18 protein-coding genes are annotated in these 23,334 nt (G+C 57.0%); 4 read left to right on the top strand and 14 right to left on the bottom strand.

The window, feature by feature from the left end; genetic code table 11:
* Positions 1 to 58 precede the first annotated feature (58 nt).
* From ACFPOF_RS29820 to ACFPOF_RS29830, 3 genes are all read left to right on the top strand, one after another.
* Positions 59 to 445 (top strand): DUF4280 domain-containing protein, encoded by a 387-nt coding sequence (locus tag ACFPOF_RS29820; protein WP_378139173.1) that lies wholly within the window; start codon positions 59 to 61, stop codon positions 443 to 445.
* Positions 446 to 2,284 (top strand): MORN repeat-containing protein, encoded by a 1,839-nt coding sequence (locus tag ACFPOF_RS29825; RefSeq protein WP_378139174.1) that lies wholly within the window; start codon positions 446 to 448, stop codon positions 2,282 to 2,284. It begins immediately after the preceding gene.
* A gap of 349 nt (positions 2,285 to 2,633) precedes the next feature.
* Positions 2,634 to 2,951, top strand: a complete 318-nt coding sequence (locus ACFPOF_RS29830) for a hypothetical protein (protein WP_378139176.1) — start codon at positions 2,634 to 2,636, stop codon at positions 2,949 to 2,951.
* A gap of 95 nt (positions 2,952 to 3,046) precedes the next feature.
* Here ACFPOF_RS29830 and ACFPOF_RS29835 read toward each other — a convergent pair whose 3' ends face one another.
* Genes ACFPOF_RS29835 through ACFPOF_RS29870 form a run of 8 tightly spaced genes read right to left on the bottom strand, consistent with a single transcriptional unit; the run spans position 3,047 to position 15,230 of the window.
* On the bottom strand, positions 3,047 to 4,717 hold the full coding sequence (locus ACFPOF_RS29835) for a hypothetical protein (protein WP_378139178.1): 1,671 nt from the start codon (positions 4,715 to 4,717) through the stop codon (positions 3,047 to 3,049).
* 57 nt (positions 4,718 to 4,774) lie between these two features.
* Positions 4,775 to 6,898, bottom strand: a complete 2,124-nt coding sequence (locus ACFPOF_RS29840; protein ID WP_378139180.1) for a phage tail protein — start codon at positions 6,896 to 6,898, stop codon at positions 4,775 to 4,777.
* A gap of 22 nt (positions 6,899 to 6,920) precedes the next feature.
* On the bottom strand, positions 6,921 to 9,155 hold the full coding sequence (locus ACFPOF_RS29845) for a putative baseplate assembly protein (protein ID WP_378139182.1): 2,235 nt from the start codon (positions 9,153 to 9,155) through the stop codon (positions 6,921 to 6,923).
* A gap of 52 nt (positions 9,156 to 9,207) precedes the next feature.
* Positions 9,208 to 12,306, bottom strand: a complete 3,099-nt coding sequence (locus ACFPOF_RS29850; RefSeq protein ID WP_378139184.1) for a baseplate J/gp47 family protein — start codon at positions 12,304 to 12,306, stop codon at positions 9,208 to 9,210.
* Positions 12,307 to 12,323: 17 nt separating this feature from the next.
* A complete protein-coding gene (locus ACFPOF_RS29855) occupies positions 12,324 to 12,725 on the bottom strand; it encodes a GPW/gp25 family protein (protein ID WP_378139186.1) in 402 nt (133 codons plus the stop codon).
* A 37-nt stretch (positions 12,726 to 12,762) separates the two neighbouring features.
* Positions 12,763 to 13,500 (bottom strand): phage baseplate assembly protein V, encoded by a 738-nt coding sequence (locus tag ACFPOF_RS29860; RefSeq protein ID WP_378139188.1) that lies wholly within the window; start codon positions 13,498 to 13,500, stop codon positions 12,763 to 12,765.
* Positions 13,500 to 14,600 (bottom strand): phage late control D family protein, encoded by a 1,101-nt coding sequence (locus ACFPOF_RS29865; protein ID WP_378139190.1) that lies wholly within the window; start codon positions 14,598 to 14,600, stop codon positions 13,500 to 13,502. The genes ACFPOF_RS29860 and ACFPOF_RS29865 overlap by 1 nt, the downstream gene beginning before the upstream one ends.
* Before the next feature lie 6 nt (positions 14,601 to 14,606).
* Positions 14,607 to 15,230, bottom strand: a complete 624-nt coding sequence (locus tag ACFPOF_RS29870; RefSeq protein WP_378139192.1) for a CIS tube protein — start codon at positions 15,228 to 15,230, stop codon at positions 14,607 to 14,609.
* A 41-nt stretch (positions 15,231 to 15,271) separates the two neighbouring features.
* Between ACFPOF_RS29870 and ACFPOF_RS29875 the strand changes: the two genes are divergently transcribed.
* Positions 15,272 to 15,700, top strand: a complete 429-nt coding sequence (locus ACFPOF_RS29875; RefSeq protein WP_378139194.1) for a hypothetical protein — start codon at positions 15,272 to 15,274, stop codon at positions 15,698 to 15,700.
* Between the two features lie 179 nt (positions 15,701 to 15,879).
* Here the strand turns inward: ACFPOF_RS29875 and ACFPOF_RS29880 are convergent, their stop codons facing one another.
* The 6 genes from ACFPOF_RS29880 to ACFPOF_RS29905 form a co-directional block, all read right to left on the bottom strand.
* Positions 15,880 to 19,632 (bottom strand): hypothetical protein, encoded by a 3,753-nt coding sequence (locus ACFPOF_RS29880; protein ID WP_378139196.1) that lies wholly within the window; start codon positions 19,630 to 19,632, stop codon positions 15,880 to 15,882.
* A gap of 56 nt (positions 19,633 to 19,688) precedes the next feature.
* Positions 19,689 to 20,135, bottom strand: a complete 447-nt coding sequence (locus tag ACFPOF_RS29885; RefSeq protein ID WP_378139198.1) for a phage tail protein — start codon at positions 20,133 to 20,135, stop codon at positions 19,689 to 19,691.
* A gap of 9 nt (positions 20,136 to 20,144) precedes the next feature.
* Entirely contained in the window at positions 20,145 to 20,405 is a 261-nt protein-coding gene (locus ACFPOF_RS29890; RefSeq protein ID WP_378139200.1) for a DUF6760 family protein, read from the bottom strand.
* Positions 20,336 to 20,716 carry a phage tail assembly protein gene (locus ACFPOF_RS29895; RefSeq protein ID WP_378139202.1) on the bottom strand — a complete coding sequence of 127 codons (381 nt, stop codon included), beginning with the start codon at positions 20,714 to 20,716 and terminating at the stop codon, positions 20,336 to 20,338. Before ACFPOF_RS29895 ends, ACFPOF_RS29890 begins: the two co-directional genes overlap by 70 nt.
* 278 nt (positions 20,717 to 20,994) lie before the next feature.
* Entirely contained in the window at positions 20,995 to 21,429 is a 435-nt protein-coding gene (locus ACFPOF_RS29900) for a phage tail protein (protein ID WP_378139204.1), read from the bottom strand.
* A gap of 120 nt (positions 21,430 to 21,549) precedes the next feature.
* Entirely contained in the window at positions 21,550 to 23,262 is a 1,713-nt protein-coding gene (locus tag ACFPOF_RS29905; RefSeq protein ID WP_378140441.1) for a phage tail sheath family protein, read from the bottom strand.
* Positions 23,263 to 23,334: the final 72 nt, after the last annotated feature.

Below are 23,334 nucleotides of genomic sequence, written 5' to 3' on the forward strand. Positions count from 1 at the left end.
GGACATCGACGGATGGATTGGATCAAGTGCCGGAAGGCGCTTACAGGAGGATGGATTCATGGGTCAGCTCGTTTGCGGCGGAGCAACGCTGCAATGCTCCTTCGGGATGGCACCCGGCGTTCTTAACGTATTGCCGGTTAATCGAACGATGACGGCAATGCCGATCGCCAATATTATGGACAACAAGCCGTTCGTCAATATTGCACCGTTCGGCATGTGCCAGTCGATGGCCAACCCGGCCGTCGCATCGGCGACCGCCGCCGCTCTGGGTGTACTGACCCCGATGCCCTGTACGCCTGTCGTTGCGGCTCCCTGGATGCCCGGCTCTCCGACGGTGCTTGTCGCGAACATGCCGGCTCTCAACAACTCCTCCAAGTGCATGTGCAACTTCGGCGGCGTCATCCAGATCGTCAATCCTGGCCAAGTTACGATACAGGTGCCCTAAATGATCGAGTCGATATTAAAGCCGTTCCTTAAACCGGTCAAAAAGCTGATCGTCGTCCCGATCAAAAAAGCGGCCATGCTCCCGAAGATGGCGCTGAAATGGCTCGTCAAGTGGATGAAGACCGTACTTGGCGGCAAACTTCGTTCGCTTGACAATTACTGGCGCATCGGCACATTTTACATTGCGAAGAAGCTGTTCGTTATCGTGCTGCTTCTCTCCCTTGTCATCATCTATTTCGGTTTCATTAATCCACCGAAATTCGTAGATAAGTGGTTCGCCCGCACGCCGACTTACGAAGCTTCGGCAGCGCTTGAGAAAGGCTTTACCGGGCAGGCGAAGATCGTCGATGCTGAAGGTAATCTCATCTACCAAGGTCCGCTGGAGAACGGCCAGTTCTCCGGAGCCGGCAAACAGTTCGCTCCAGATGGCACGCTGCTTTATATCGGGGAGTTCAGCCAAGGTCTGAAAGCCGGCCAAGGCGAACTCTACGGCGCGGATGGGGCGTTGCTTTACCGGGGGCAGTTCGCCGCCGACCAGTATGCCGGAACAGGCACGTTGTACCGCCCGGATGGTTCTGTGGAATATGAAGGGGCGTTCGCGGGCGGCAAGTTCGAAGGAGCGGGCACCCTTTACGCTTCGAAAGACGTGCTCCGCTACGCGGGTGCTTTCGTCGCGGGCGTCTATCAAGGCGATGGGAAGCTGTACGACAAAGCTGGCAAGCTTGTATACGAAGGCGGCTTCAACGCTGGGAAATACGAAGGCGCGGGCAAGCAATACTCGCCTGACGGAAAGCTAGCCGTCGAAGGGCAATATCTCGCGGGCGCGTTGTCCGGAGAAGGAATCGAATATTACCCTTCCGGCGTCGCCAAATACAAAGGCGCGTTTCTCCTTGGCGCTTACCACGGCGCAGGCACGCTGATGAATGAACAAGGAGTCGCGCTTTACGTCGGCAATTTCGTCGGCGGCAAGCGTGACGGTGACGGGCAAGCATTCAGCAACGACGGCGTCGCCTTGTACACCGGGAAGTTCAAAACCGACCGATACGACGGCGTCGGAAGTTTACTAGATGCCGACGGCGGTACGGTGTATAAAGGCTATTTCAAGAACGGCAGCATCGACCTGGCCGGATTCCTCGGCATTCCATTGCCAAAGTTGCAAGATTTGCTCGGAGCGCCGGATGCGCCGCCTCCTGCTGAAGAACCTGTAGAACTCCCTTCAGACGGAGGGACGACGGGGGGCGATACACCCGCAACGGGGGGAGCAACGACTGACGCGGGTGGAAATGCGAACGCGGGAGGAACTAGCGGCGGCTCGGGGAACGGGACAGGTACCGGCAGCGCGGGAAACAGCGGAAAAGAAACCGATGCAAGTTCCGGAGCGTCCGCCGGCAGCGAATCGAGCCCGCCCGCGTCGTCTTCTCCTGCACCCGATTCTACGCAAGACGCGGCCAAAACCGCCGCCAACGTTCGCGTCTCAGCGCTCGTCGCAACCCCGAACCCGGCCGGGACAGAGAGCGATACCGCGACGTCAACCGACAGCGGCGAACTATTGCCAGCTTCTCCCCTTGATCTCGCTTATGCGGCTCATCAGCTGTCGTTTAAGCTGAAAGTGGACGAAGACAACCCCGAAGCCTATGCCGTATCGGAAATCCGTACCTGGAACAAGACGGTTTTGCAGCAGCTCTCCGACGCGTTCAAATCGGGTAAGACAAAAGGCGTCAAAGAATCACTCGGCGGCAATAAATACGAGCTCGCATACTCGCTCGGTGGCGCATTGTACATCTTCACGTATAACAAAGACGTTCCGGTTCGATTGACGGTTAGCATCATCGCGGAGTAAATAGCCGGAAATCACCGATCAATCTGCCGAATCTGGCACCTTTCTTGGGAATCATTCTTTTTTCCTATCAAACCGTCCGATGCCCCTGTGGGAAATCGGGCGGTTTTATTGCATAAATCGAAACGGTCGGCAACGTTCCGACGGCATCCCCTTGGCTGCAACTCCGCTTTTCCCCATTCGACATCATAGGAACTTCTGACGTTATTTCCCGTATCCGCTCGACTGTCCCCGCTTTCGAGCAATGTTGTCAAAATCCTTCAAAATAACACCGTTGCCACTTTTTTGCTTTCGCTATACTTTGGAAATAGGGGATTGTCCCCACTCAATTGACCTCGGGAGGTAGTTCGAGATGGACCAACTGGATGCAGAAGAAGTAGTCGCGGTAGAAGGATTGGAAGCGTCTTCAGAATCGGAAGCGGAAGTCGTTGCCGAAGAATCGGTCGAAGCGGAAGCAGTTGCCGAAGAGGCTGTAGCTGAAGCAGTTGAAGCTGAAGAAACAAGTGATTCTGCAGCAGAAGAGGCAGTCGCCGAAGCCGTTGAAGAAACTTCAGAAGAAGAGCAGACCGCTGCGGTAGCCCAAGCGGAAGCGGACGAGCCTGCTCTCGCTGAAGTTGCGGCAGACGAGCCGGAAGCGGTTGCCGACGAAGCGGAATCGGTCGCGGACTAATCGCATCAAACCTATCCGGCACTCCATGTCTTAAACAAGTAGGACCTCAACTCCACCTAGAAGTGGGCTTGAGGTCCTTTTGCATGAACTTTGAATTATTGGTTACCGCGCTGTTCGACCGTCGCAGCCGCTTCCCGGGCCGACGACTTCGCGAACGAGATCGAAGCGGAGGAGACCCCATCGGCCAGCTTCTTGAACGCCCACCAGCGCACGCGCAGCGATGTCGCTGACATACCGCCGACTAGCTTCATGCCGATGCGGAAGCTGTTTTTGTCCGGATAAATAATCGTGCCGAACGTAATGTTCGGAAACTCCGCTTCGTACTCGGTATCCTTGAACACGTCCGCCGAGCCGTAATACACTTTAGCCCCGCCGGAGCCTACAGGCGCTTGCGGATCGGGAACTTCCTCCAGGCCGACGATGACCGTCACTTGCCCGTCTCCTAGCCCGTGCGCGATTTCATCGGTCACGTAATTCCGCTTGCCTCGGGAAAATAACCGGAGCCCCGACTTCTCCTGCGCATCGAGCGGAACGTCGACGATCCCTGTCGCCATTTCGTCGTTAATCGTCTGCGGCCGCGGGATGCCGATTTTAAAGTCGAAAGCGTTCCTCTCCGGATGATAGACGACATCCAGTTCCGGCTTGCTGTCGAAGCTCAGATCGAACGCCTGCGCTTCCGCGTAGAAACGGTGAAGCGATGAGGATCGTCCACTCTGGTTCATCCGATGCGACAGCGATGCATTCGGAATGTACTCGTCGAACGGCACGCGTTCCACTTTCTCAATCATATAAGTAGGACCGAGCTGAAGCAGGCCGATTTTGGCAAGACAGACGTTCTGCTCCGCATATCCTTCCGCCGCTTGATCGAGAGACCGCTCGTACCAATCTTTCATAATCCGTTCCGCTACCGGCTGCTCGACGATTTCCACCGAATGCGTCGCCGACTGATCGATCGGAACTCGATTGTCGCCGATATACAGTTCCAGCGCGCCAGCCGGAATCGATAACTTACCGACATGGCCGGGCCGATCCTGAACTTTCACGCTGTAAGTAAGCCGATGTTCCGTGTCCTGTTTGTCGCCTGGCTCCAGGAAACGGACGGCGTTGCCGTCTTTGCCGACCGGATCGAAGCCGTCGGCTTCGTAAGAGAACGAAAGCGACACTCGAGGCGTTTGCAACGTTTTCTCCACGACAAGCGTAACATCGACCACATCGTCCGGATTGGCGTATTTCGGCATGCGCTGGGTGACCCGAACGTCGTTGTCGTGGTACAAGGTGACGATATCTTCGAGCAATCCCGCATGTTCGAACGATAACGGAGACGGAGCCTCTTCCTTGACGTATAGCCGATAACTTTCGAGATAACGGTTGTATTCGCTCGTCTCTTCGCCCCGGACGGACGAATTGCCCACGGAGTGGACAGGCTCGCGTCCTTTCTCGTCATAAGCGACGTACAAGTAGACGTTTTTCTTGTACTCGTTGTTCGTAAAGCCGTCGATCATCGACAGTTTTAAAGTAACCGGAGATGAGATGACGATCTCCCTGCCCAAATAATCGAGCGCAACGCCCATCTCGACCGTAATCGTCTTGTCATCGACAGGCACGACTTGCATGCCGGCGACGACACCGCTTCCGAACAGCAGTCGATTGAGCAATCTTCTCTTGTCGTTAAAATACTTTTGCTCCGATTCGAAATCCCGCACGGTCAACAATTTTCCGTAAAAATACCTGTTTCTCTCGAAAGGAAACATCCTTGCCTTTTTCACCGAAAATCCTCCTCTTTGATCGTACGCGCAGCGCGTTCGCGTCTGCGGTCCGGCCTCTTATTCCAGTTCGGAATCCATTCCGAGACGCGTGTGCGCGTCCATTCTTCCGTCCATGTCCATGTCCACGATCAAAGTATCGTTCGGCATGTTGCGGTCCGCGTGCAACGTGAACAGGGACGGCTCGGCGAGCACCGTATTAACGCCAAGATAAGTGTGCAAATCAAGATACATCCACGGCTGCAGCCATACGAGGCGCGCTTCCGTATACGCCGGCTTATGTTCGTCGATCAATGCGCGCAGAAGCACGCGTTCCTTGTCCGACGACGCTTGCCCTTGCTCAAGCAACACGGTAAACGTGTGCGGATTGTCGCTGTACAACCGGTCGGTCAGCCAGCGCCATTCCGCGTTGTCACGCATCGCCTTATACTGGAACGGTTCGACGACGATCGGAGGCTTGCCCGTAAAAGTCTCGACCAGTTTCTCGATGCCCCGCCTCGTTCCTCTATACCTGTACAGCTCCGGCGCCGCCCGAATAAGCCTTCTGACCGTATCGTCCCGCCAATGCTCGTCGCTGTCGAAACCGAGCCAGGAGCCTAGCCACCTGAGTCGTCTGTCGGACACCAACTCCGGATCAAATTGCTTCGCCATGCCGTCGATTTGCTCCTCCACGCTGTCGAACAACGTTCCGAACAAGCTCAGATAGCGCCCGACGAAATCGCGGCTGCTTGGTTCTTCTTGATAGACGGCCGGCAAGTGGGAAAGCAGCGTTTCCCTCGGAAAATACACCCTCATCCTGCCTAGCTCCGGCGTGTGCCGCTCGCTGCCGATCCATTCGACTTTCAGCCACAGGTAACGCCCTTCCGCGCCGAAAAACAACGCGTCTTTCGGATTGACGACCGCCTGCGACCAGTACGGAGCAAGCGCATCCAGCTTATCCTGCAGCGAACGGTTCCGGTCGGCGATCCAATCGTCGACCTTCCATACCGACCCCTTCAGCGGTAAGAAAGGAGAATCCGCGGCAAAATAGCTGACCCGGATTTGCGTCCCGTCCGGAATGTCCGCACTCAGCGTGAACTTGTGCCACACCGTCTCGGCTGCCGCGCTGTCGAACGCTTTGGATAGCCACGCCGCTTCCGGGATGCCTCCTCCTTCCAGTCCGAGCGTCCGGGGCTGCAGTTCAAGCACCGTAACGGTGCCCGCTTCCGCGTTCCAGACGTACATCCGGTCTCTGCCGTCAATCGCGATGCCGCTCGCCTTTCCCCTGTAGCCGGGCAGCCGGTCGAGCAGTTCGCCGTTCTCGCCGAAATGGACGATAAATCGGTCGTCTTCGCCTTCTCCCCCGATTGCGCGGGAATCGCCCACGTAAATCTGGTTCTTGGAGTCGACGCCCAGCCCCGCGAAATATTCGGGAGGCATCAGATGCCGCTCCAATCCACCGTCTTCCCGTCGAACGACATAAAGCGCGCATGTGAACGTCTCTAGCACGTACCGGTCCCCGCCGGGAGACAAAGATAGAAACTGCGAGTCCCGCCAGCGGCTGACGTCTTCAGGGAGCTTGGCGGTAAATCGCTCATTCGCGTACACGTCCACGAGCGTTCCCGAGACGGAAAGCCGGATAAGCGCCAACTCCCGATATCCTCCCGCATCTGTCGCATGCGGATCGTCCGACGCTTTCCTCGTTGTCACTATGTGCAGGCCGTTTGAATCAGAAGCGAGCGCAAGCGGATAAAACGGCGTTTCGTCAAGCAGCTTGCCGGATCTTCGGAACCGAAGCTGCCCGTTCGTCAAGTCGTATGCCGCCACCGACGGTTCGATCGAATCGTTCCCGGCATCCGCCACGTACAAGACTTCTCCGGTAATCGCCAGTTTGGCAGCACCCGTGAACAGCTGATGGCCGGGCACGAACAGCCTTTCGTGAAGCCTGCTGCCCCGATCATACGTCCACAAGTCTCCTTCGCCGTCCAGCAACACCATCTGTCCGTGCGAGCTGACAGCGAAAGCGGTCACCTCTCCGACGCCTTCCAACTGGTCAAGCGCCAGCGTCTGCAACACGCCGTATTTCTCCCCGCGTCTGATCGCCATACCCGCTTCGGCCTCTTCGAGGTTACGGGAGACTCCCCTCCTAAGCCAATGCTCGGGCCGGTTTAACGAAAAATAATTCGTGCCGCCTTCCACCTTCATCCCCCTTCCGGGTCAATCATCGTCAAAGCTGAGCCCGGCTAATCAATTCGATCCGGTGATCGCCGGAATAGACGATGCCGTGCCCTTCGAGCAAGATGTCGCCTCCGGGGCTTTTCTTCGCGGCGCGTCCTTCCGCATCCATCCATAAATCCTGCACGTAAGCGACACCTTTGACAGCGCTGATCGCGCCGTAAATATCGCTCTTATGCACCGTTCGCCCGAACGGCCAGCCGAGAACGCCGTCCTTACCGTCGGTCGGGGCAAGCAGCCGCTTCAAGGCAGCGGCGATTCGTCGACTTTCGTCCATAAACTGCGGCTCCACGACAACGACGGCATGAACCGTCACCTTGACGTATTCGGGAGCGACGACGTGAACTTCAGTCGTCACGAGGCGTCTGTCGTCGAGATGTTTCGTCACGGTAGCCAGGAAGCCCGCGCTCGGCGCCGGCGTCTCTCCAAGTCCTTCGGGCACAACGACGACGGTGACGGAGCCCGGCGCGGGCTTCTCGCGTCCCGGAGCACGATTCGGAATAACATGGACACGAGATACCCGCAACCCCGGCGTCTCCATCGCAAGCCGAGCGTAATCATCGCTCGTTACGGCGACATACGGCGTCTGCCATTCCGCCTGCGCTCGTTCTAGGCACGCTTCGAGCGATTCTTCTTCGGCTCCGCCGAAGCCGTAGCCGGCGTTGTCGGACGTTAAGCCGAGCTCGCGCTCCTCCTCCTGCCGCCATTCGGTCAGCAGATGCGGCTTAATGTTGCCACGTTCTCCGCCGCCGAGCACGCAACCGATAAGCCGAATGTTAAACTCTTCGCTCGCTGCGGGAATGGCACCGTTCTCGTCGTTGCCGAAAGCGATCGTCCCCGTCCCGGGCTCGAACACATAATGGCGATCGAGCGGCCCCGATCGATCGAAGTCAGCCACCGGCTTCCAATCTTCCCACAGCATCTCCGCCCCGTCCTCGCTCGGGACACCAATTTGGAGCGCAAGGCCGTCCCGCCATTTGCATGGCAAATCATGCAGCATCACCTTCTGGTGCGGCAATCCGTTGCTTCGGCCGATCAGCGAAAGCGCGACAAACGATTTCTCGTAATGAATGCGACGTATGTTTCCCGTCCCCTCGGCAGGCATATCCCCCCGCTTGCCGTCGCCGAAGCGAACTTCCGACCAACCATCAGGTCCCGCTTCACGAGCAACAACGTAACACCGCCCGTCTCGGGCGATGTCGGCTTCGTCGAAGCTGCGCACTTCGCGCCAATCTCGCCAACTTCCGTCCGCTTCGCGCACTTGAACGAGAATGTCTCCGTATCGAGCGAGAAAACGGGCGGAGACGATCGCTTGGCCCGGCAAGCCGGTGCCGTCATAAACGAAATGTTCGCTCTTCGTGTCTTGCTGCCTCACTTTAACCGTGTTCAGCAATACGCGATCGATGCGGGGAGGCAGCTCGTAACCGGCATTCTCCAATGTGCAACTGATCCAGTACCTGGGCTTGTCCGCCGCGGGATGCACGATCACCTGGCGAACAGGCGCTTCGATTAGGAACGAGATTGTGCCGCTGTAGGTCAGATGAACGGTTTCATCCTCCATGACGGCGAGCGGCAGCCAGGACATTCCGCCTTCATCGTCTTCACCGTAAATTTTCCAGGCGACTTTCGCGGACGGAACAATTTTTTCATGCAACTCGGATGTCACGCCCTCATCGCCGTCCGCCAGCCTGACGTGCAACGCAATCGTCTCCCCGACGATCGGTTCCCGATCGAACGCGATGTACAGTCGGCTATCCGCAGCCGCTTCCTTGCCGAAAGCGTAAAACGCCACGTTGCCCCCTGTATTCGATGCGGAACGGTCGCTCGCTTCCCTCTCCGTCCGGGTAACGATCCGGTCGATCGAAAGCGGCAACAACCTTGCGCGCTCGATCGTCTCGAACGGCTGGTCTTCCGCTTGCAGCTTCGTGCCCGCCGGCAGCTCAATCGGCTTCGTGACGTTGCCGATCGACACTTCGGTTTCGGCCGCCGCCGCTTCCCGCGGCGCGATGCCTAGCAAAGAAAGAAACTTGCGCAAGTTGCGCTCGGGTATTCGACTCAAGTAATACTGCTGCATCTCGCTGAGCCACGAAAACATTTCCACAAACGTAATGCCGGGATCGTGCGCGTTCTCGTCTGTCCATTCCGGCAGCCGTTTCTGGATGCCTTTGCGGGCTTCCTGCACAATGCTGTCGAATGTGCGATCGTCGAGCGGTATTTTCGGCAGCATGCCGAACCGACCTCCCTTCTTATCCGTTATCGAACTGATGACCTGCCCCCGCTCACGGGAGCGTCACATTTAACCGATGCTGTTTGCCGTTGCATGCGATGCCATGCAGCACATGCCGTATGTCGTCGGGAAGCATCTCCTCCGAGAGGCTGTTCTCCGTGCGAATCGCCGTCAAATGTAACTGTTCGACTCGCTGAACACCCCTGACGGACTGCAGCAGCCCATAGAAAGCCGAGGCGTGTACCGGTTCTCCGATATCCCAGCCTCTTCCGTCGAGCTTGCCCTTTGTCGGATGGAGGAATTTCTCTAGCAATTCCAGGCATGCGGCTTCAACCGGCACGATCGATTCGGCAGCATCCACATATACAGTGGCGATAACCGAAATTTCGATTGATGCTGGTGCCACAACGGTCAGTTTATTGTCCGCGGCCACGAGATTCGCCGCGCGGGCGCGCAGCGCCGCCTCGAGCTTTTTCTTCGTCTCCGGGAACTGCGCCATCGCCGCCTCTCCGCCGGAAGGCAGAGCCACTACGGCCAGGGAACCCGGACTGTAAGCAAGCTTTGCATTGCGGTTCGGCAAACATTTGGCTTTCAGCACGCCGGGATCGATTTCCTTGACGAGCCATTCGACGTCAGAAGCCGATATCGCCCTGCCGCGATGCTTCAACTGCTGCGGACCACGCCGCAATGCTCCTTCAAGAGGTTCCGCGTCTCCGCCTCCAATGGCGGGCGTTGGATTGCTCACTCCGTTCACGAACGCCAGCGACTGCATGATGCCTGACACTTGACCGGCGCCGACGTTGCCTTTGGCACCGTTCGTCACCTGATAAGTGACGCGGATTTTATCGCCGCCCTGAAGCGGCGGCGCCATACCTCTCGAGCCGTTGCCGAACCGAATGATTCCCGCTGCCGGATCGATCGTATACCGTCTTGCATCGCCGCCAAGGCCAATGAGCGATTCCGCCGCTTCCCAGCGAACCCAGACACGTTGCAGCGCGCCTTCGCTGTCGCGATATATTTCATAGCGATCCGGCGCCGCATCCGCCAAGCGGCCAAGCTCGTGCTCCGCGATATGGCCGGTTTCGTCCACCCACACTTCCAGTCCAACGACCGGCGTCTGAGCGAGAACGTACCCCCCCTTGCCTTTCTCCGGATATTCGCCGGTCACCGTCCGCTGTTGCGCCGCTGCCACCGAATTGCGATAAATGGCCGCCACGGTCGGCAGCGAAGCTCCGGCCACGCCGTATCGTTTATCCCGATTGACCGCGCGCAGCCACACCCGTTCGAGGCCAAATAGCCGCGTTGGCGCTAGCCCAGCCGGGCCGACGAACTGCAGCGTCCCCGACTGGGAGAACCCTTGCGTGCCGTCGATCGTCTTGAGCGGCATCCATGCCCACTCGTTGCCAGTGCGGACAAGCCCTTCCCATTCGACCCACGGCGCCTGCTCCTCCGCCTCCGGCGCTTGGCCGAGCGCGAATTGCAGACGGATCGGTCCTTTGACCGGCGGCACATCGAATGCCGCATAAACCGCGGGAGCAGGACACGGAATCGGCAGAAACGGACGGAAAGTACCGCCTCCTTGCTTCACCGTAGCGGTCACGTCCGTCAACTCGGCGTTATTGAGCGTGTAAGCCGCATCCGCCCGAATTTCGGCGGTATCCGGATATGCGTATGTAAATGACATCCGTTCCAGTCTCGGACTCATATAGGCGACGATTGGCGCCGTAGGCGTGTCCGTCGCCGTCACTCGGACCCGAATCCACAAATCCTCTCGTCCGTTCACGAACGTCGTCGTCATATCTTCCGGGCAAGGAAAGTCGAGTACGACGTCCCGCTGTTCCTCCCCGAGTCCGGCGAACAACTCCTCGAATCCGGCGCTTTCCGGCAATCGAAGCCAGTTGTCGCCGCTCCAATACTCCCATTGCGTCTTGCGAATATAGAGGCGCGGCGGCGGATTTTTCTCGAAGTCGGCCGTTCTCATCACCATTTTCCAGCGAACTTCCGGGTCCGGCCCGATCCTTAGTTCGTTCGGCACGTTGTTTGCGCGGAAAGCCATCCGGATGCGGCTGCCCCTTTTGCTGAACGCCTCTCGGCACGACATATAAAACACCGAATACGGCATCGAGTGCTCCCCAAACGGGTAAAAACCGGCCGCTTTGTCCAATTCCGCATCATTGAAATAAAGCTCATCGGGAGCGATCCCGTCCGGATCGAGCGCCATGTCGTGCGATGCCCTCATCGTGACCCGGTCCATGTCCGGCATCGCGCCCAGCACCGCAGGGCCGGGCTCGCCGTCCGCTGACGGCTTCACTCTGCAACGTATCCAGCGCCCTTCCATCCCCCCGATTTCCGCTTCGCTGACGATACCGCGGGATTTTTTTCGCAACACGATTTCTTGGCCTCTCGCCTCGACCTCTTCGAATGGAATCCAGGTGTCGCCGGACGAATACGTCCATTCCAGCCAGTCGGCCCGCGCGAATGCGGCTGCCAGATCGCCTTCGACGTACCGCCGTTCCTCATTATGCCATTTCAACGTAATCGTTGCCGGATGATCAAGCCGGAACAATTCATCGTTGCGCAAATAGAAAATGTGATCCTGCAAGTTGTTCCCCGAGACGTCGAACAGCGACACTTCAGATGCAGTACCTGCAAGCAAGCTTTCATCGTATCGTTCGGCTGCCAGGGCAATCCGGTCGTTGTCCGGATGCACGTTAAACAGCTCTGTCAGCTTCGCAGGCGTAATGAGCAACGCGCTTTCGGTTTCGAACGGCAAATCGTCCCCGCCGTCTTCCGGTTTCGCCGTCAACATCGTGCCCGTCGGCACGAATACGGGTTCCCTGACGCCGTCGTTCAACGTGAACACGACTTGCGCGCGTGACGGACGAGCCGGCTGTAGCTTCACTTGCAACAAGTCTAGGAATGCTATGAAATGATTCAACGGCACTCGGTTTAATCGTTTGATGTTCTCCCCGAGCATATCCGCCGCCAAGTAGAACAGCGCAGTGCCCGCATCGGGATCTTCCGGCGAGAAGCGCCATTCCGGCGTATAATGAGGGACCATGGCCCGCATCTGTTCGACGAGGTCGTTCAAATCTCTCTCGTCGATCGCCGGCGCGCGGGCGATTCCGTCTTGCCATTGGCCTGATTTCATCCGATTCGTCGCTCCCGTTATTTCGTTCCTTCTTCAATGTAGAAGGGGTACACCTGATTAAACAGGTTGTTCGTCGACCGTACGACATACTTGATGCCTAGCAGCAACTTGCCGTTCTCCGTCTCATCGAGACGCGCTTCCACCTCGACGTCCGTCACGCGGGGCTCCCATACGGTTATTGCCTGGGTAATATCCGTCTCGAGCAAACGCAGCGTCGTCTCGTCCGTCGGTCCGAAGGCAAACTCCCGGAGCCCGCAGCCGAAGTCGGGACGCATGACGCGTTCGCCTTTGGCCGTCATCAGAATGATGCGGATCGCCTCCGCGATATCCTCTTCTCCTTCGGAAAGCAAAAACCGTCCCGTCGTTGCATCGACCGCGATCGGAAACTTCCATCCTCGTCCCAGAAACGATGCGCTCATCGCTTGTCCCCTCCTTCTGTGCGCGCCGCGAGTCGCGTCAGTTGATTTTGACCATTGCGCCTTTGATCGTAATCATCCCATCCGCCAGCAGGTCGAGCTTCGCGCCCGCTTTCACTTTCAGCGATGCAGTCGCTTCCAGATTGATTTGCGCGCTTTTGACCGTGACGGCTTTCGCCGACTCTATGCTGATATCGCCTTTGTTGTCGATCGTAATTTTATTGGAGCCCGATTTTACCGTAATCGTCCCGGCCGAACTTCCCGCCAGCACGACGGATTGGGCATCACCTTTTGTGCCGAGTGTAATTTTCTCGTTTGCGTCGTCGATCTCGAGCCTGATGCCTTTTTTCGTCTGCACCGTTACTTTCCCTTTGTTTTCCGTATCGTCGAAAATCAGTTCGTGACCGTCCCGGGAATGAATTTTGCGCAAATTGTTTTTCTCGTCTTTGGCGGGCGGCTTGGCATTGCTGTTCCATAAGGAACCAATGACGAACGGCTGGTCCAGATTGCCGAGATGGAACGCCACAAGCACCTCGTCTCCGACTTCCGGGACAAACAGCGTACCCCGGCTGCCGCCGGACATGAGAGACGCGACCGGCACCCAGTCGGTTTCGTGATTGTTTTCGCGCAGCGGAAATTTTATTTTCACCCGATTCAACCCGTCCGGGTCGCTGTTGTTCGTCACCTGAGCGATCATGACGCCACTCACGGTACCCGAGCCGCCCCCGAGCATTCCTCCCCCGGAACCGGAAGAGAATAAATCATTCATCGATGTCATTAGAACGCATTCCCTTCCGCACTGAATTGAGTCACGTAACCTTGGTCGTTGATGACATGCTTGACGGAGCTGAGCACGAGCGGTTGGTCGAACTTCGGCCCGAGTCCCTGCAGATTGATTTGACGCCCCGCCCTCATCTCCGGAATGCCGAGACACTCGCCGTCGCCGTCCACCATCTCCATCGCTCGTTCGTTCAGCATCGCGTTGGCGAGCGTCTGAGCTTCCGCCTGCGTCGTCACGTTGCTGTACACCGTCTCCACCAGATCGCCGGGCAGCGTAGCCATAATGTCTTTGCCGGTTCGGCCGTTGCGACCGACTTTATTAACCGTCTGCGACTTCGCCTGGAACGGCACGCGTGTCTTCGGATCAACGCCGCGAACGACGAATGCCGACACCTGCTTGGAAATGTCGACCGTTACCGAGTAGCTGTTCAAGTTTTTGCCGTACATGAGCGTAATCATCGGGCTGGCGCTCGGGTTCGGCTTGCGGAAATACAGCTTCTTCCCGATAACGAAAAACTCGTGGTTGTTTTCCTCCGCCAGTTTCTTCAGAAAAATAAAGTCGCTGTCCCCCATCTGCTCGATCGTTGGCTTCGGCGTCATCGTGTCATCCACCTGTAGTTGCAGCCCGTATTTACCGCCGATCTCCTTGACCACGTCGCTCACTTTCTTTTGCAGCCACAAATTCGATTTCGTGCTGCGCATCATGAGGAAGGAGCGGTCCATCCCCTTCACTTCGACGTACGGTATGCCGGAGGAAGGGTATTCCGCGGATACTTCGGTAATGATGCCGTCGAATACCATCTCAAGCTTGTCGGTATAGCCCATCGTAATCGTGATCGACTTGCCGACGTCTATTAACGGACCTACCCACTTGAAATGACGTGCCACGGCATCATACGCATTGTCGACGCGAAATTGGAAGGAGTCTGCCTTCGCTTCCGTCGTCGATTCCACTTTCAGGGAGGACACGGCGATGTTCTTGAGATTAAAGCTCTGTCCATCCACCTCGATGTCGAACGCCGGGGCGAAAAAGTTCCGATACTTCTTCTCCAGCGCGTCGAGCGTGTATGTGCTGTTGTCGAATTTAATGCTCGCCACTGGCGGTCACTCCAATCTGGGGATGATGAGCTTGCGCCCGACGGGCAGCTTACGGGGATTGTCGATGCTGTTCGCTTCCGCGATCGATCGCCACTGTCCCGGGTCTTCGTATTCTTCCGCCGCCAGCATCCAGAGCTGCTCGTCCTGCTTCAGCATTTTTTGCTTCGTCCGGTCGGCGCTTTGGCGGGGCACGTTCTGGTATTGCTCTGTCATCGACTGCATGCCGCGAAAAGTAACGTTTAACGTCGCTCTGACGGGAATGCCGGAATCGAGAAACATCGTAAACCGCTGCTGCACCTTCTCTACGACGCCTTTGAAGTCGAGCGACCCCCATACAAAACGGCATTGCGGCGGCGCGTGCAAATCGTTGTCAACGTCGAGCAGGCCGGATATTTTTTTCGTATGCTGCCTGACGTCGGTCCCGAGCTCGTATGTATCGAAAAACAGATCCATCGTCAGTGAAGTGCCTTCGCCGCTAATGAACTGGGCGATCGGCGCCTGGAGGCCGGGCACCGACTGCCAGGCGAACTGGTTACCGGATTGCAGCACGTATTCGTTCGGGTTAAACAACACGTTGACCGTTTCCTGCTTGTTCTTTAAGATGATTATCTTCGCTTTGGTCAGGGCCATTGTCGGCCTCCTTCTGTCGAGGGGTGCGCAGTTGCTAAGATGTGGGCGCCAGCCCCGGTTCGAGCCGTAGTAGCGATGCTGTAAGCGGGTTTTTCCGGCTTATTTCGCTTGATTCGGGCCGGCGCGGCGCTGTAAGCGGGTTTTTCCCGCTTATTTCGCTCGATTCGGGCCGGCGCGGCGCTGTAAGCGGGTTTTTCCCGCTTATTTCGCTTGGTTCGGGCCGGCGCGGCGCTGTAAGCGGGTTTTTCCGGCTTATTTCGCTTGGTTCGGGCCGGCGCGGCGCTGTTGGCGGGTTTTTCCCGCTTAATTCGCTCGGTTCGGGCCGGCGTGGAGCTGTAAGCGGGTTTTTCCTGCTTATTTCGCTTGGTTCGGGCCGGTACGGCGATGCAAGCGGGTTCTTCCCGCTTATTTCGCTTGATTCGGGCCGGAACGGCGCTATAAGCGGGTTTTGCCCGGTTATTTCGGATTAATTCGCCTCGTAGCCAACGGGTCCACATCGAGTGTTGCGTCGTATTTGGTGTTGGTCGATAAACTGTCTGCTTGGAGCCGCTGTCATGTATTCGATGTTCGAGTTTGTCTAACTAACAACCTGCTCTAAGGGACTGTGTGTCATATCCAAGTCTATGACCTCGCTCCCCGTCGTGCCGGGTTAGAAGCCGCGAAGCCGCTGCTCGAACTTCATTTTTTTCATAAGTGCTTTGTATACTTGGTCGGCAAGCTGATCGGGCTGCAATTGCGGAAGGGAGTTGACCGCCTGCTTCAACACTTCGGCGTCGATGCGCGGCGGCTCCGCCGGGACGTCCGCCTGTTTGGCCGAAGTCGCGATGGCGGCAGGCGCGTTGCGTCTCAGCTCCAACTGTGCGGATTCCGCAATTTCGGCATCTTCTTGATCTGGCCTCGCCGGCTTCGCGCGGCGATGAATCGCCGGACCTATCTGAGCCGTCGACACCGCAGCTTCCGGCGGCTCTGTCCCGAGGGTGTCGCCATCCTCGATCCGCGCGGCCGTTCTGTTCGAACGCCACAGCGCAAGGGAAGGCGTAGCGTTCCTGCGCTCCCCATCGAGGGTACTCATCGCCTCTTGAGTCGGGTTACCGAGCCTGCCGTACATCGCGCTCGCGGCAATTCCGGTTCTATTCAGATCTGATCGCCCCGGTAATATCATCGTCCCCGATGATGCATTGATGGGTTTGCCAGACTCTGGCGCTGGCGCTACGTGCCTGGAAGTTAAACCATTCTGCCTCGCGACAGTTGCTTTCGCCTTCCCTGCCAGGCGGACCGACCGGTTTACGAACACTGAAGACGTTTCGGCAACAGGTATAGGCGCATTTCCGAGTACGTTCGACCGTCTCGATATCAATGTTGACGTCTGCGCGCTCCCCGGCCTTGTTGAACGGTGGCCCCGCGGCTGCGCGAAAACTGAATTCGCGTTTTCTCCCGGTGCTCCAGACGTTCCACTCATCGCTGCTTCACGCGAATTCGCGGACGATGCTTCGAATAGCATCGTTACCGGCCCCCCGCGCAAACCCGCTGTCGAAGCTTCGGATGATTTTGCAGCTGAAGCTCTATGTGATCTTGCAAGCGAACTCGCTGTCGCTGGTCCAGTCGGATTCTTTACCGGTACTCCAAGCGCCCTCGCTGTCGATGGTCTCGGCAGTTTCGTTATCGGTGCCCATGTCAACGTTCCAGGTGACTTCTTGACAGAAGCCCTAGGTAAACTCACAAATGACACCTCAGACAGCTTCGTTGACGGCACCACTTGCGAACCCGCTGTCGACGCATCGGATGACCTCTTTACCGGAATCCCGCGCAAACTCGCAGCCGAAGCTTCGGAGGGCTTCGTCACCGATCCTCCAAGCGAACTTACAGTCAATGCCTCAGAGGGCTTCGTGGCTTGACTATCCTGCAAACTCCCATCCGGCACGACGGGCGACTTTGTCACCGGAACCCAGACTGAGCCTGTAGGCCGTGCTTCTCGTTCGGTCATCGTAGTGGCCCTATTCGACTCCACCGGATGCGGGCCCCGTTTCGTTCGGCGAAGGACGATTGGCACTGCCGAATCCGGAATATTTGATCTTGAACCACCGGACTGCGCGGTAGGCCTCGCGACGCTGGCAGCAACATCTTCTCCGTAAATGGACGGAGCTGGTTGCGTCGATGGACGATCAGCCGGTCTTGGCTTTACCCCCGCTCTAACCGATGAGTTCCCTTGAAGCGCACTGGGTCTGCGAAACACGAACTTGCTTTGCCGGAGAGCGGCCTCTTCCGCAAATTGCGCGGAAAACACAGCGCTTCTGATCGGCAATGGCCATGGAGGCGTGATACCGTTAGGCCGAATCGTCCTAGCAACAGACGGCATAGGACCGCCAAATCCCATCATACCGCTGGTGTCGTCTTTTGACCTTTCGTTTCGAAGGTGCCCTCGCGCGGCTGTATCTTCACTTGAGCGACGCATTGGTGACGCATCCACAGATAAGTTAGTCGCAGCAGTGCGATGCGTCATTTGCGTATCGACTTTCCTTTTGTCCGCAAGCGCTTCTTCGATCCAACGGGCGGACAAGCGAAGGGATCCCCGCTTCAGCTTTAACTCGTTCTCCAGCGCAATGTGCTCAAGAACCGTCATTTCGCTAGAACCGTAAGGTTGCGCAGTTGGAAGCTGCTCGTCAATTGCCCCAACTGAAATCTCAGCTTTGCTTGGCAGCTCGCGTGAATCCGACTCACCAGCACCCTCATGCAACGGTTCGGTTGATGCCGTTACAACCGAATCGCGTCTGACGATGATCGGCCTACCATTGTTGACGCCCACACGCCGAACAACGAGTTGTTGCTCTCCATGCTCATCGGACGGCTTATCGAATCGCCCGAGATTCGAATGTCGAAGCCGCCAACGAATCGGCCCCGTTGCCGACCTCGGCGATAAATCTTCTTCCACTTCAGGGTTAGCCACTGCCTCTTTGTTGAACGCATTCTCCGGCACATCCGCCGTATCTACCGATTCCCGAAGACGCGACTGTCCAATTGAGAAGTCCTCCACAGCCCGTTTCGGACCGCTCGCCGGAGAAATACGTATGCCCCGAAACGTCCCTGCATCAAGGGGCATATCGTTAATCGTCAGTGTATCCGCCTGCGGAAGCTTCGATGGGGGAATATTTATCGGCGTCTGCGATTCGGGAGATGGACTCGTTTGCGTCTTAGACGCCGATACGCGAGCTCGAGGCGAGCTACCCGTCGGTTCCGACTCGACCGTCCCCGGTTGGCCGGATTCCGCAATATATGATGCGGATCGCTTCACCTCTGTCGGATGGGAATCTAGCATTTCTCTAACTTTCTTGCGGTTCAGGAAAATAAAAGACTTGCCTTCGTGCGGCTTTGGCTTCTTCGCATCGGCGTGAGGAGTAGTTACCGCATCTGCTTTGCGTTTGCGCCCGCCCTTGCGACCACCCTTTCGATCGGGCGCCGCTTCCTCCTTCCGCGAATGCGGTAGCAGGGAAGCGGTCCTCTTCAGCTCGCTGGTCGATTGCGGTTTAGCGCTGAGCGGCCACTCCATCCGACGCGACAAAGCCGCCGCGAAAGAAGCGTGCCTGGAAAGCGAAGAAAACTCGGCATGTCCGCTATCTTGGTTCATTTCGTCCATCCGACCAAGGCTCCCCGTCTCCGCTATCGGCGCGACAGCTTGCAACGAATCCTCATACACAGACCCGCGCTCTTGCTTTCCCGGAAACGCCGACTCATTTGCGGAAGTTGGTGAGAGCTCCTGGTCCGCCGGTTTTCGTCCGCGCGATGCCTGAAAGGCGGGAGCCTTGCCCGGCTGCCGCTGCGAAGATTGATCCGATGTCTTACTTCCGGATTTCGTCTTCTCATTCTTTGATGAGGTCGATAAGTCCCTTCCAGCCTCGCCAAGTGGAGCGGTTGAAGACTGACTGCTATCGGATGTTCCTGCCTCAGCCTCGCGGGCACGCGCTTTCCCATCCGCAGCCGTAGACGGCGGTGTTCCGAGCACGGCTTGTTCTCGCAACAGCCGCTGCTCTATGATTATTCGCTGCACTTCGCGAGTATCCGGAATACGGCGCTCGACGATTTTCTCTCGTTCGACTATCCGTTCTACGATCCGTTCGCGTTCGACGACGACCCGCTCCTTGGCGGGCTGAATCGGCGGCTGAACGGCGGGCTGGCGGACGGGGGGCGAGAAAGGAACCCTCGGACGAACAGGGTCGACTGCGGAAACTTTACGCATCGATTTCTTGTCTTCTTTTTTCGCCGATCGGAAAACAAGCGGCCCGCCGCCTTTCTCCTCACGCCGAGTCGCTCGGTACTTGTCCATCACATCGCTTGCGAACCGGCCACTCAATGCCCCCGTTACGCCCATGTCGACGGCCGGCATTTTCATCTCCGCGTTCCTTCTCATCCTTTGCCCCCCTTTCCGCCGCAGCTTCCCGGTCCTCCTGCTTACGCCTCGATCGACTACGGTTTAAAGATTGCCTTAATGCCGTTGTGCGCCAGTTCGATCGTCTCGATCGCGACGTCGCTCGAAGCCGCGTTTAACGATGGACCGCTCCACTTGGTCGGATAGGCATCGAAGAAATTCCATCTGCACAATTCCGAGCCGTCCTGCTTGTACAAAATAATCGAACCGCTCTTGCGGGTCACCTTGCCGAGGGTCGCTTGCGAGTACCAGCTCCATAACTCTTGCGAAGAAGACAATCCTCGCTTCAGCACGATGGAGGAATTCCTTACGCCTTTTGGCAACCGATGCACGTACCCATTCACGCCGCCTTCGCGGATCTCTTCGTATTCGATCTGCGTCTCCAATCCGAACACTTCGGAGAATCCGGCGACGAGCATATTGTCGAGTTCGACGACGAAGCGGAAAGCTCCATTCACTTTATGATTCATCGCGGCTACTGTCACGTTCCGTCGTCACCTCTTTCCGAATACGTCGAAGACGTTTTGTTTGTCCGGCTCATCGTTCAGCTTGCGGTTGATTTTCGAAATCTCATCGCACCATCTGCGGCGTTCCCGATGTTCCATGTTCATAATGTCATCATGGGCCCAATGGAAATAATAGGCGATAAAGCCGACTTCCTCGTAGATTCGCTCAGGCGAATGAGCTACGAGAGGCCCTCCGTTACGGATAAAAAATCGACTTCCACCTCGAACTCGTGATCGCATTTCGGGCATGCGGTGTGCAACTTCGGCGATTCCAGGTCATTGATCTGGCGGTACAAGTTCTGCAAATAAGCCAAGTCTGCCGTAAACAGCTTCTCGATGACTTTCGTGTCCACGTGTTTCAAATCGCCAAGTCTCGTCACGACGCGCGCCAGCAAAATAACCGTCAAGTATCCCTGATTCTGCTGCACGCGAGGATCGCGCATCGGCAAAATCTCGTCGGCCGCCGTAGCTAGCCTCATTACCCCGCGTTTGTGCAGCGTTCCGCTGTCATCGATATAACCGCGCGGCAGTTCAAATTCGTATTCCGTCTGGAAAGCCATTTCCGCCATCACTCCTTTAACCCTGTTTATAAAAAAGGAAAACAAGAGAGAGGGCCTCCCTTGTCGGTGTTCATCATTTGGTTGTCGAGATTGGATTGCCGGGCGACGCGTCGCCCTTCATTCAATAACGTTACGGCATATCGTTATTCCGCACATGTTCACTAAGTCTGTTCGAATAACGTCATCCCCTAACGTTATTGCTTTGTTTCTCGCATTAAGCACCCGACCGGGCGGGAATAACGCAGCTCGGCAGCGCTATTCCCTTCCGCAATCCTTCATTAAGCCGTACGTGTCATACCTTCGTGCGCGAGCTCGAGCAGCTCGATAGCCACCTCTGCGCCGGAACCGTTAAAGCCCGGAGCGGTGTAACGTACAGGCCAAGCTTCGATGACTTGCCACGTCGCGACGTCGCCGCCTTCTTCGTCGATGGCGATAATCGTCACCGTCTTGCGCTCTACCGTGCCGTTGATGCATTCTTGGAGCCAATCGTATAGTTCGACCGAATCCGTAGCGCCCCACTTCAAAGTAATATTGCCGTAACGAGCGAGACCCGGCAGCTTACGCGGGGTAATGACTTCGTTGCCTTCACGGTATTGCACGACGTCGAAAGAAGCGTCGAAACCCGCTACTTCGCTGAAGCCGGCTTGCTCCAATCCTTCGATCTCCACACGGAACCTAAAATTGCGGTACGGATCATTGCGTTCTCCTGGCATGGGTATCCCCTTCCGTTCAAATTATCGAATAATGGCTTCAGGCTACGGGACTGTTACGAAATAACCGTTGACAAAATCCTACGGGAATCCTTCACGTTAATTCGCAACAGTCCCTATGACTTATTCGGATCCTGTTTTCTGCGTAATCCGGAAGACGACGAATTCGGCCGGTTTAACCGGAGCGACGCCGATAACACAGATGAGTCTGCCGTTGTCGATATCGTCCTGCGTCATCGTGCTGCGACCGATATCGATGTAGAACGCTTCTTGCGCGCTGCTGCCCATAAGAGCGCCGTCGCGCCAAATGCGCGTCAGGAAAGCGTCGATCGTCCGCTGTACGCGAGCCCACAATTGTTCCGTGTTCGGTTCGAAGACGACCCAGTTCGTGCCGCCCTTGATCGACTCTTCCAGGAAAATGAACAGGCGACGTACGTTGACGTATTTCCAAAGCGTGTTCGAGGAGGCTGTTCTTGCTCCCCACACGCGAATGCCTTGGCCCGTGAACGAACGGATCAGGTTGACGCCTTGCGGGTTAAGGATGTCTTGCTCGCCTTTGTTATATTGCACATCGAGTCCGACGACGCCGCGAAGCACTTCGTTGGCCGGCGCTTTCTGAACGCCGCGGGAAGTGTCGGAACGGGAGTAGATGCCCGCGATCGTGCCGGAAGGAGGAACGAAAATATTCCGTTTGTCAAGCGGATCGAATACAGACAGCCACGGATTGTAAAGCGCGCAGTAGCTGGAGTCGAACAAGTTGCGGTGCGTCATGACGTCCGCGACTTTTGTTTTCTCGCGTGGAATGTCCAGTATCGCGAATCGGCTGCCCAAGTTCTCGCAGTGCGCGACGAGCGACAATTGCACGTTCGCGTCCGTCACGCCCGGAATCGCCATAATGCTGACGACATCGTTATCGATGAACGCTTGAATGCCCGTACGGCGCCCTGGACCGCGATCTTCGCCGATGAAATCAGAAGCCGAGATGCCGGATACGGAACCGTCCGATCCGCCCGCAAGGACGAATTCGACTTTGCCGGCTTCGCCTGCTCCGGTAACCTCCGCGAACGGATGAGTTGCATCGGTCGATGTCGTAAGAGCGCTCACGTGAACGAGGTTGGAACGTGCAGCCGCTTTCTCGACGAAAGTCGGCGCTTCCGGATTCAAGGAAACTTTCTCGAAGCTTTCCACTTCGTCGCCGAATACGACATGAAGGGAAAACTCGCAAGTGGAGAGAATTTTGACAGGGAGCAGTGCGTCGTCGACGACATCGCCGGACAGCGCGTCGGCAAGTTCGATCACATTGCCTTGCACGCTGATCACTCGGCTGTATTGCGTCTCGCCGCCGTCGTTAAACGCTACGACGTCGCCCGCGTAGAAACCGCCTGCGTTTTTGACCCGGTACCGCTTGTCGGTTACTTCGTAGATTTGCGTTTTCGCTTTGCTCGCATCGGTCAGAACGACTTTTACGAGATTGCCCCAAGCACCCGGATTTTTGGTCGTAATGCTCAGCTTCTCGGAAACCGGGCCCGTGTTGGAAGCGGTGACCGCATCCGACGGAGCGACGCGCATCACGTAGCAACGGGAGCCGCCGTTCGTGAAAAACTGGTCAACCGCATAAGCCAAGTAACGATAGCTGCCGAACGCACTCTCCGACAAATAAGAACCGAAGTTACGCTGAAAATCGGCCGGGCTCGTAATGAGCAGCGGCAACCCTTCTACTGCGCCGCGCTGCGCGAGGCCGATAAAGCCGGCCGTGCTCGTGCTCACGCCTTCAAGCGGCTTGGAGCCGCTCTCGAATTCCTCCACATATACCCCAGGCGACAAATACTCTGCCATGTTCCCCGGTTTCTCCGCATCTGCTTCTTGCTGGTCGCTCATGCTGTTCGCAGAGGGATAACCAGTTCCTCC

Origin of the sequence: Cohnella soli, assembly GCF_042655525.1 — a bacterium.
GTDB lineage: Bacteria > Bacillota > Bacilli > Paenibacillales > Paenibacillaceae > Cohnella > Cohnella soli.

Excerpts from the sequence above, each read along its gene's own strand:
- ACFPOF_RS29820 (WP_378139173.1), top strand. The coding sequence starts at position 59 with ATGGGTCAGCTCGTTTGCGGCGGAGCAACGCTGCAATGCTCCTTCGGG.
- ACFPOF_RS29825 (WP_378139174.1), top strand. The coding sequence starts at position 446 with ATGATCGAGTCGATATTAAAGCCGTTCCTTAAACCGGTCAAAAAGCTG.
- ACFPOF_RS29830 (WP_378139176.1), top strand. The coding sequence starts at position 2,634 with ATGGACCAACTGGATGCAGAAGAAGTAGTCGCGGTAGAAGGATTGGAA.
- ACFPOF_RS29840 (WP_378139180.1), bottom strand. The coding sequence starts at position 6,898 with ATGAAGGTGGAAGGCGGCACGAATTATTTTTCGTTAAACCGGCCCGAG.
- ACFPOF_RS29845 (WP_378139182.1), bottom strand. The coding sequence starts at position 9,155 with ATGCTGCCGAAAATACCGCTCGACGATCGCACATTCGACAGCATTGTG.
- ACFPOF_RS29850 (WP_378139184.1), bottom strand. The coding sequence starts at position 12,306 with ATGAAATCAGGCCAATGGCAAGACGGAATCGCCCGCGCGCCGGCGATC.
- ACFPOF_RS29855 (WP_378139186.1), bottom strand. The coding sequence starts at position 12,725 with ATGAGCGCATCGTTTCTGGGACGAGGATGGAAGTTTCCGATCGCGGTC.
- ACFPOF_RS29860 (WP_378139188.1), bottom strand. The coding sequence starts at position 13,500 with ATGACATCGATGAATGATTTATTCTCTTCCGGTTCCGGGGGAGGAATG.
- ACFPOF_RS29870 (WP_378139192.1), bottom strand. The coding sequence starts at position 15,230 with ATGGCCCTGACCAAAGCGAAGATAATCATCTTAAAGAACAAGCAGGAA.
- ACFPOF_RS29880 (WP_378139196.1), bottom strand. The coding sequence starts at position 19,632 with ATGAGAAGGAACGCGGAGATGAAAATGCCGGCCGTCGACATGGGCGTA.
- ACFPOF_RS29890 (WP_378139200.1), bottom strand. The coding sequence starts at position 20,405 with ATGCCCGAAATGCGATCACGAGTTCGAGGTGGAAGTCGATTTTTTATC.
- ACFPOF_RS29895 (WP_378139202.1), bottom strand. The coding sequence starts at position 20,716 with ATGGCTTTCCAGACGGAATACGAATTTGAACTGCCGCGCGGTTATATC.
- ACFPOF_RS29900 (WP_378139204.1), bottom strand. The coding sequence starts at position 21,429 with ATGCCAGGAGAACGCAATGATCCGTACCGCAATTTTAGGTTCCGTGTG.
- ACFPOF_RS29905 (WP_378140441.1), bottom strand. The coding sequence starts at position 23,262 with ATGGCAGAGTATTTGTCGCCTGGGGTATATGTGGAGGAATTCGAGAGC.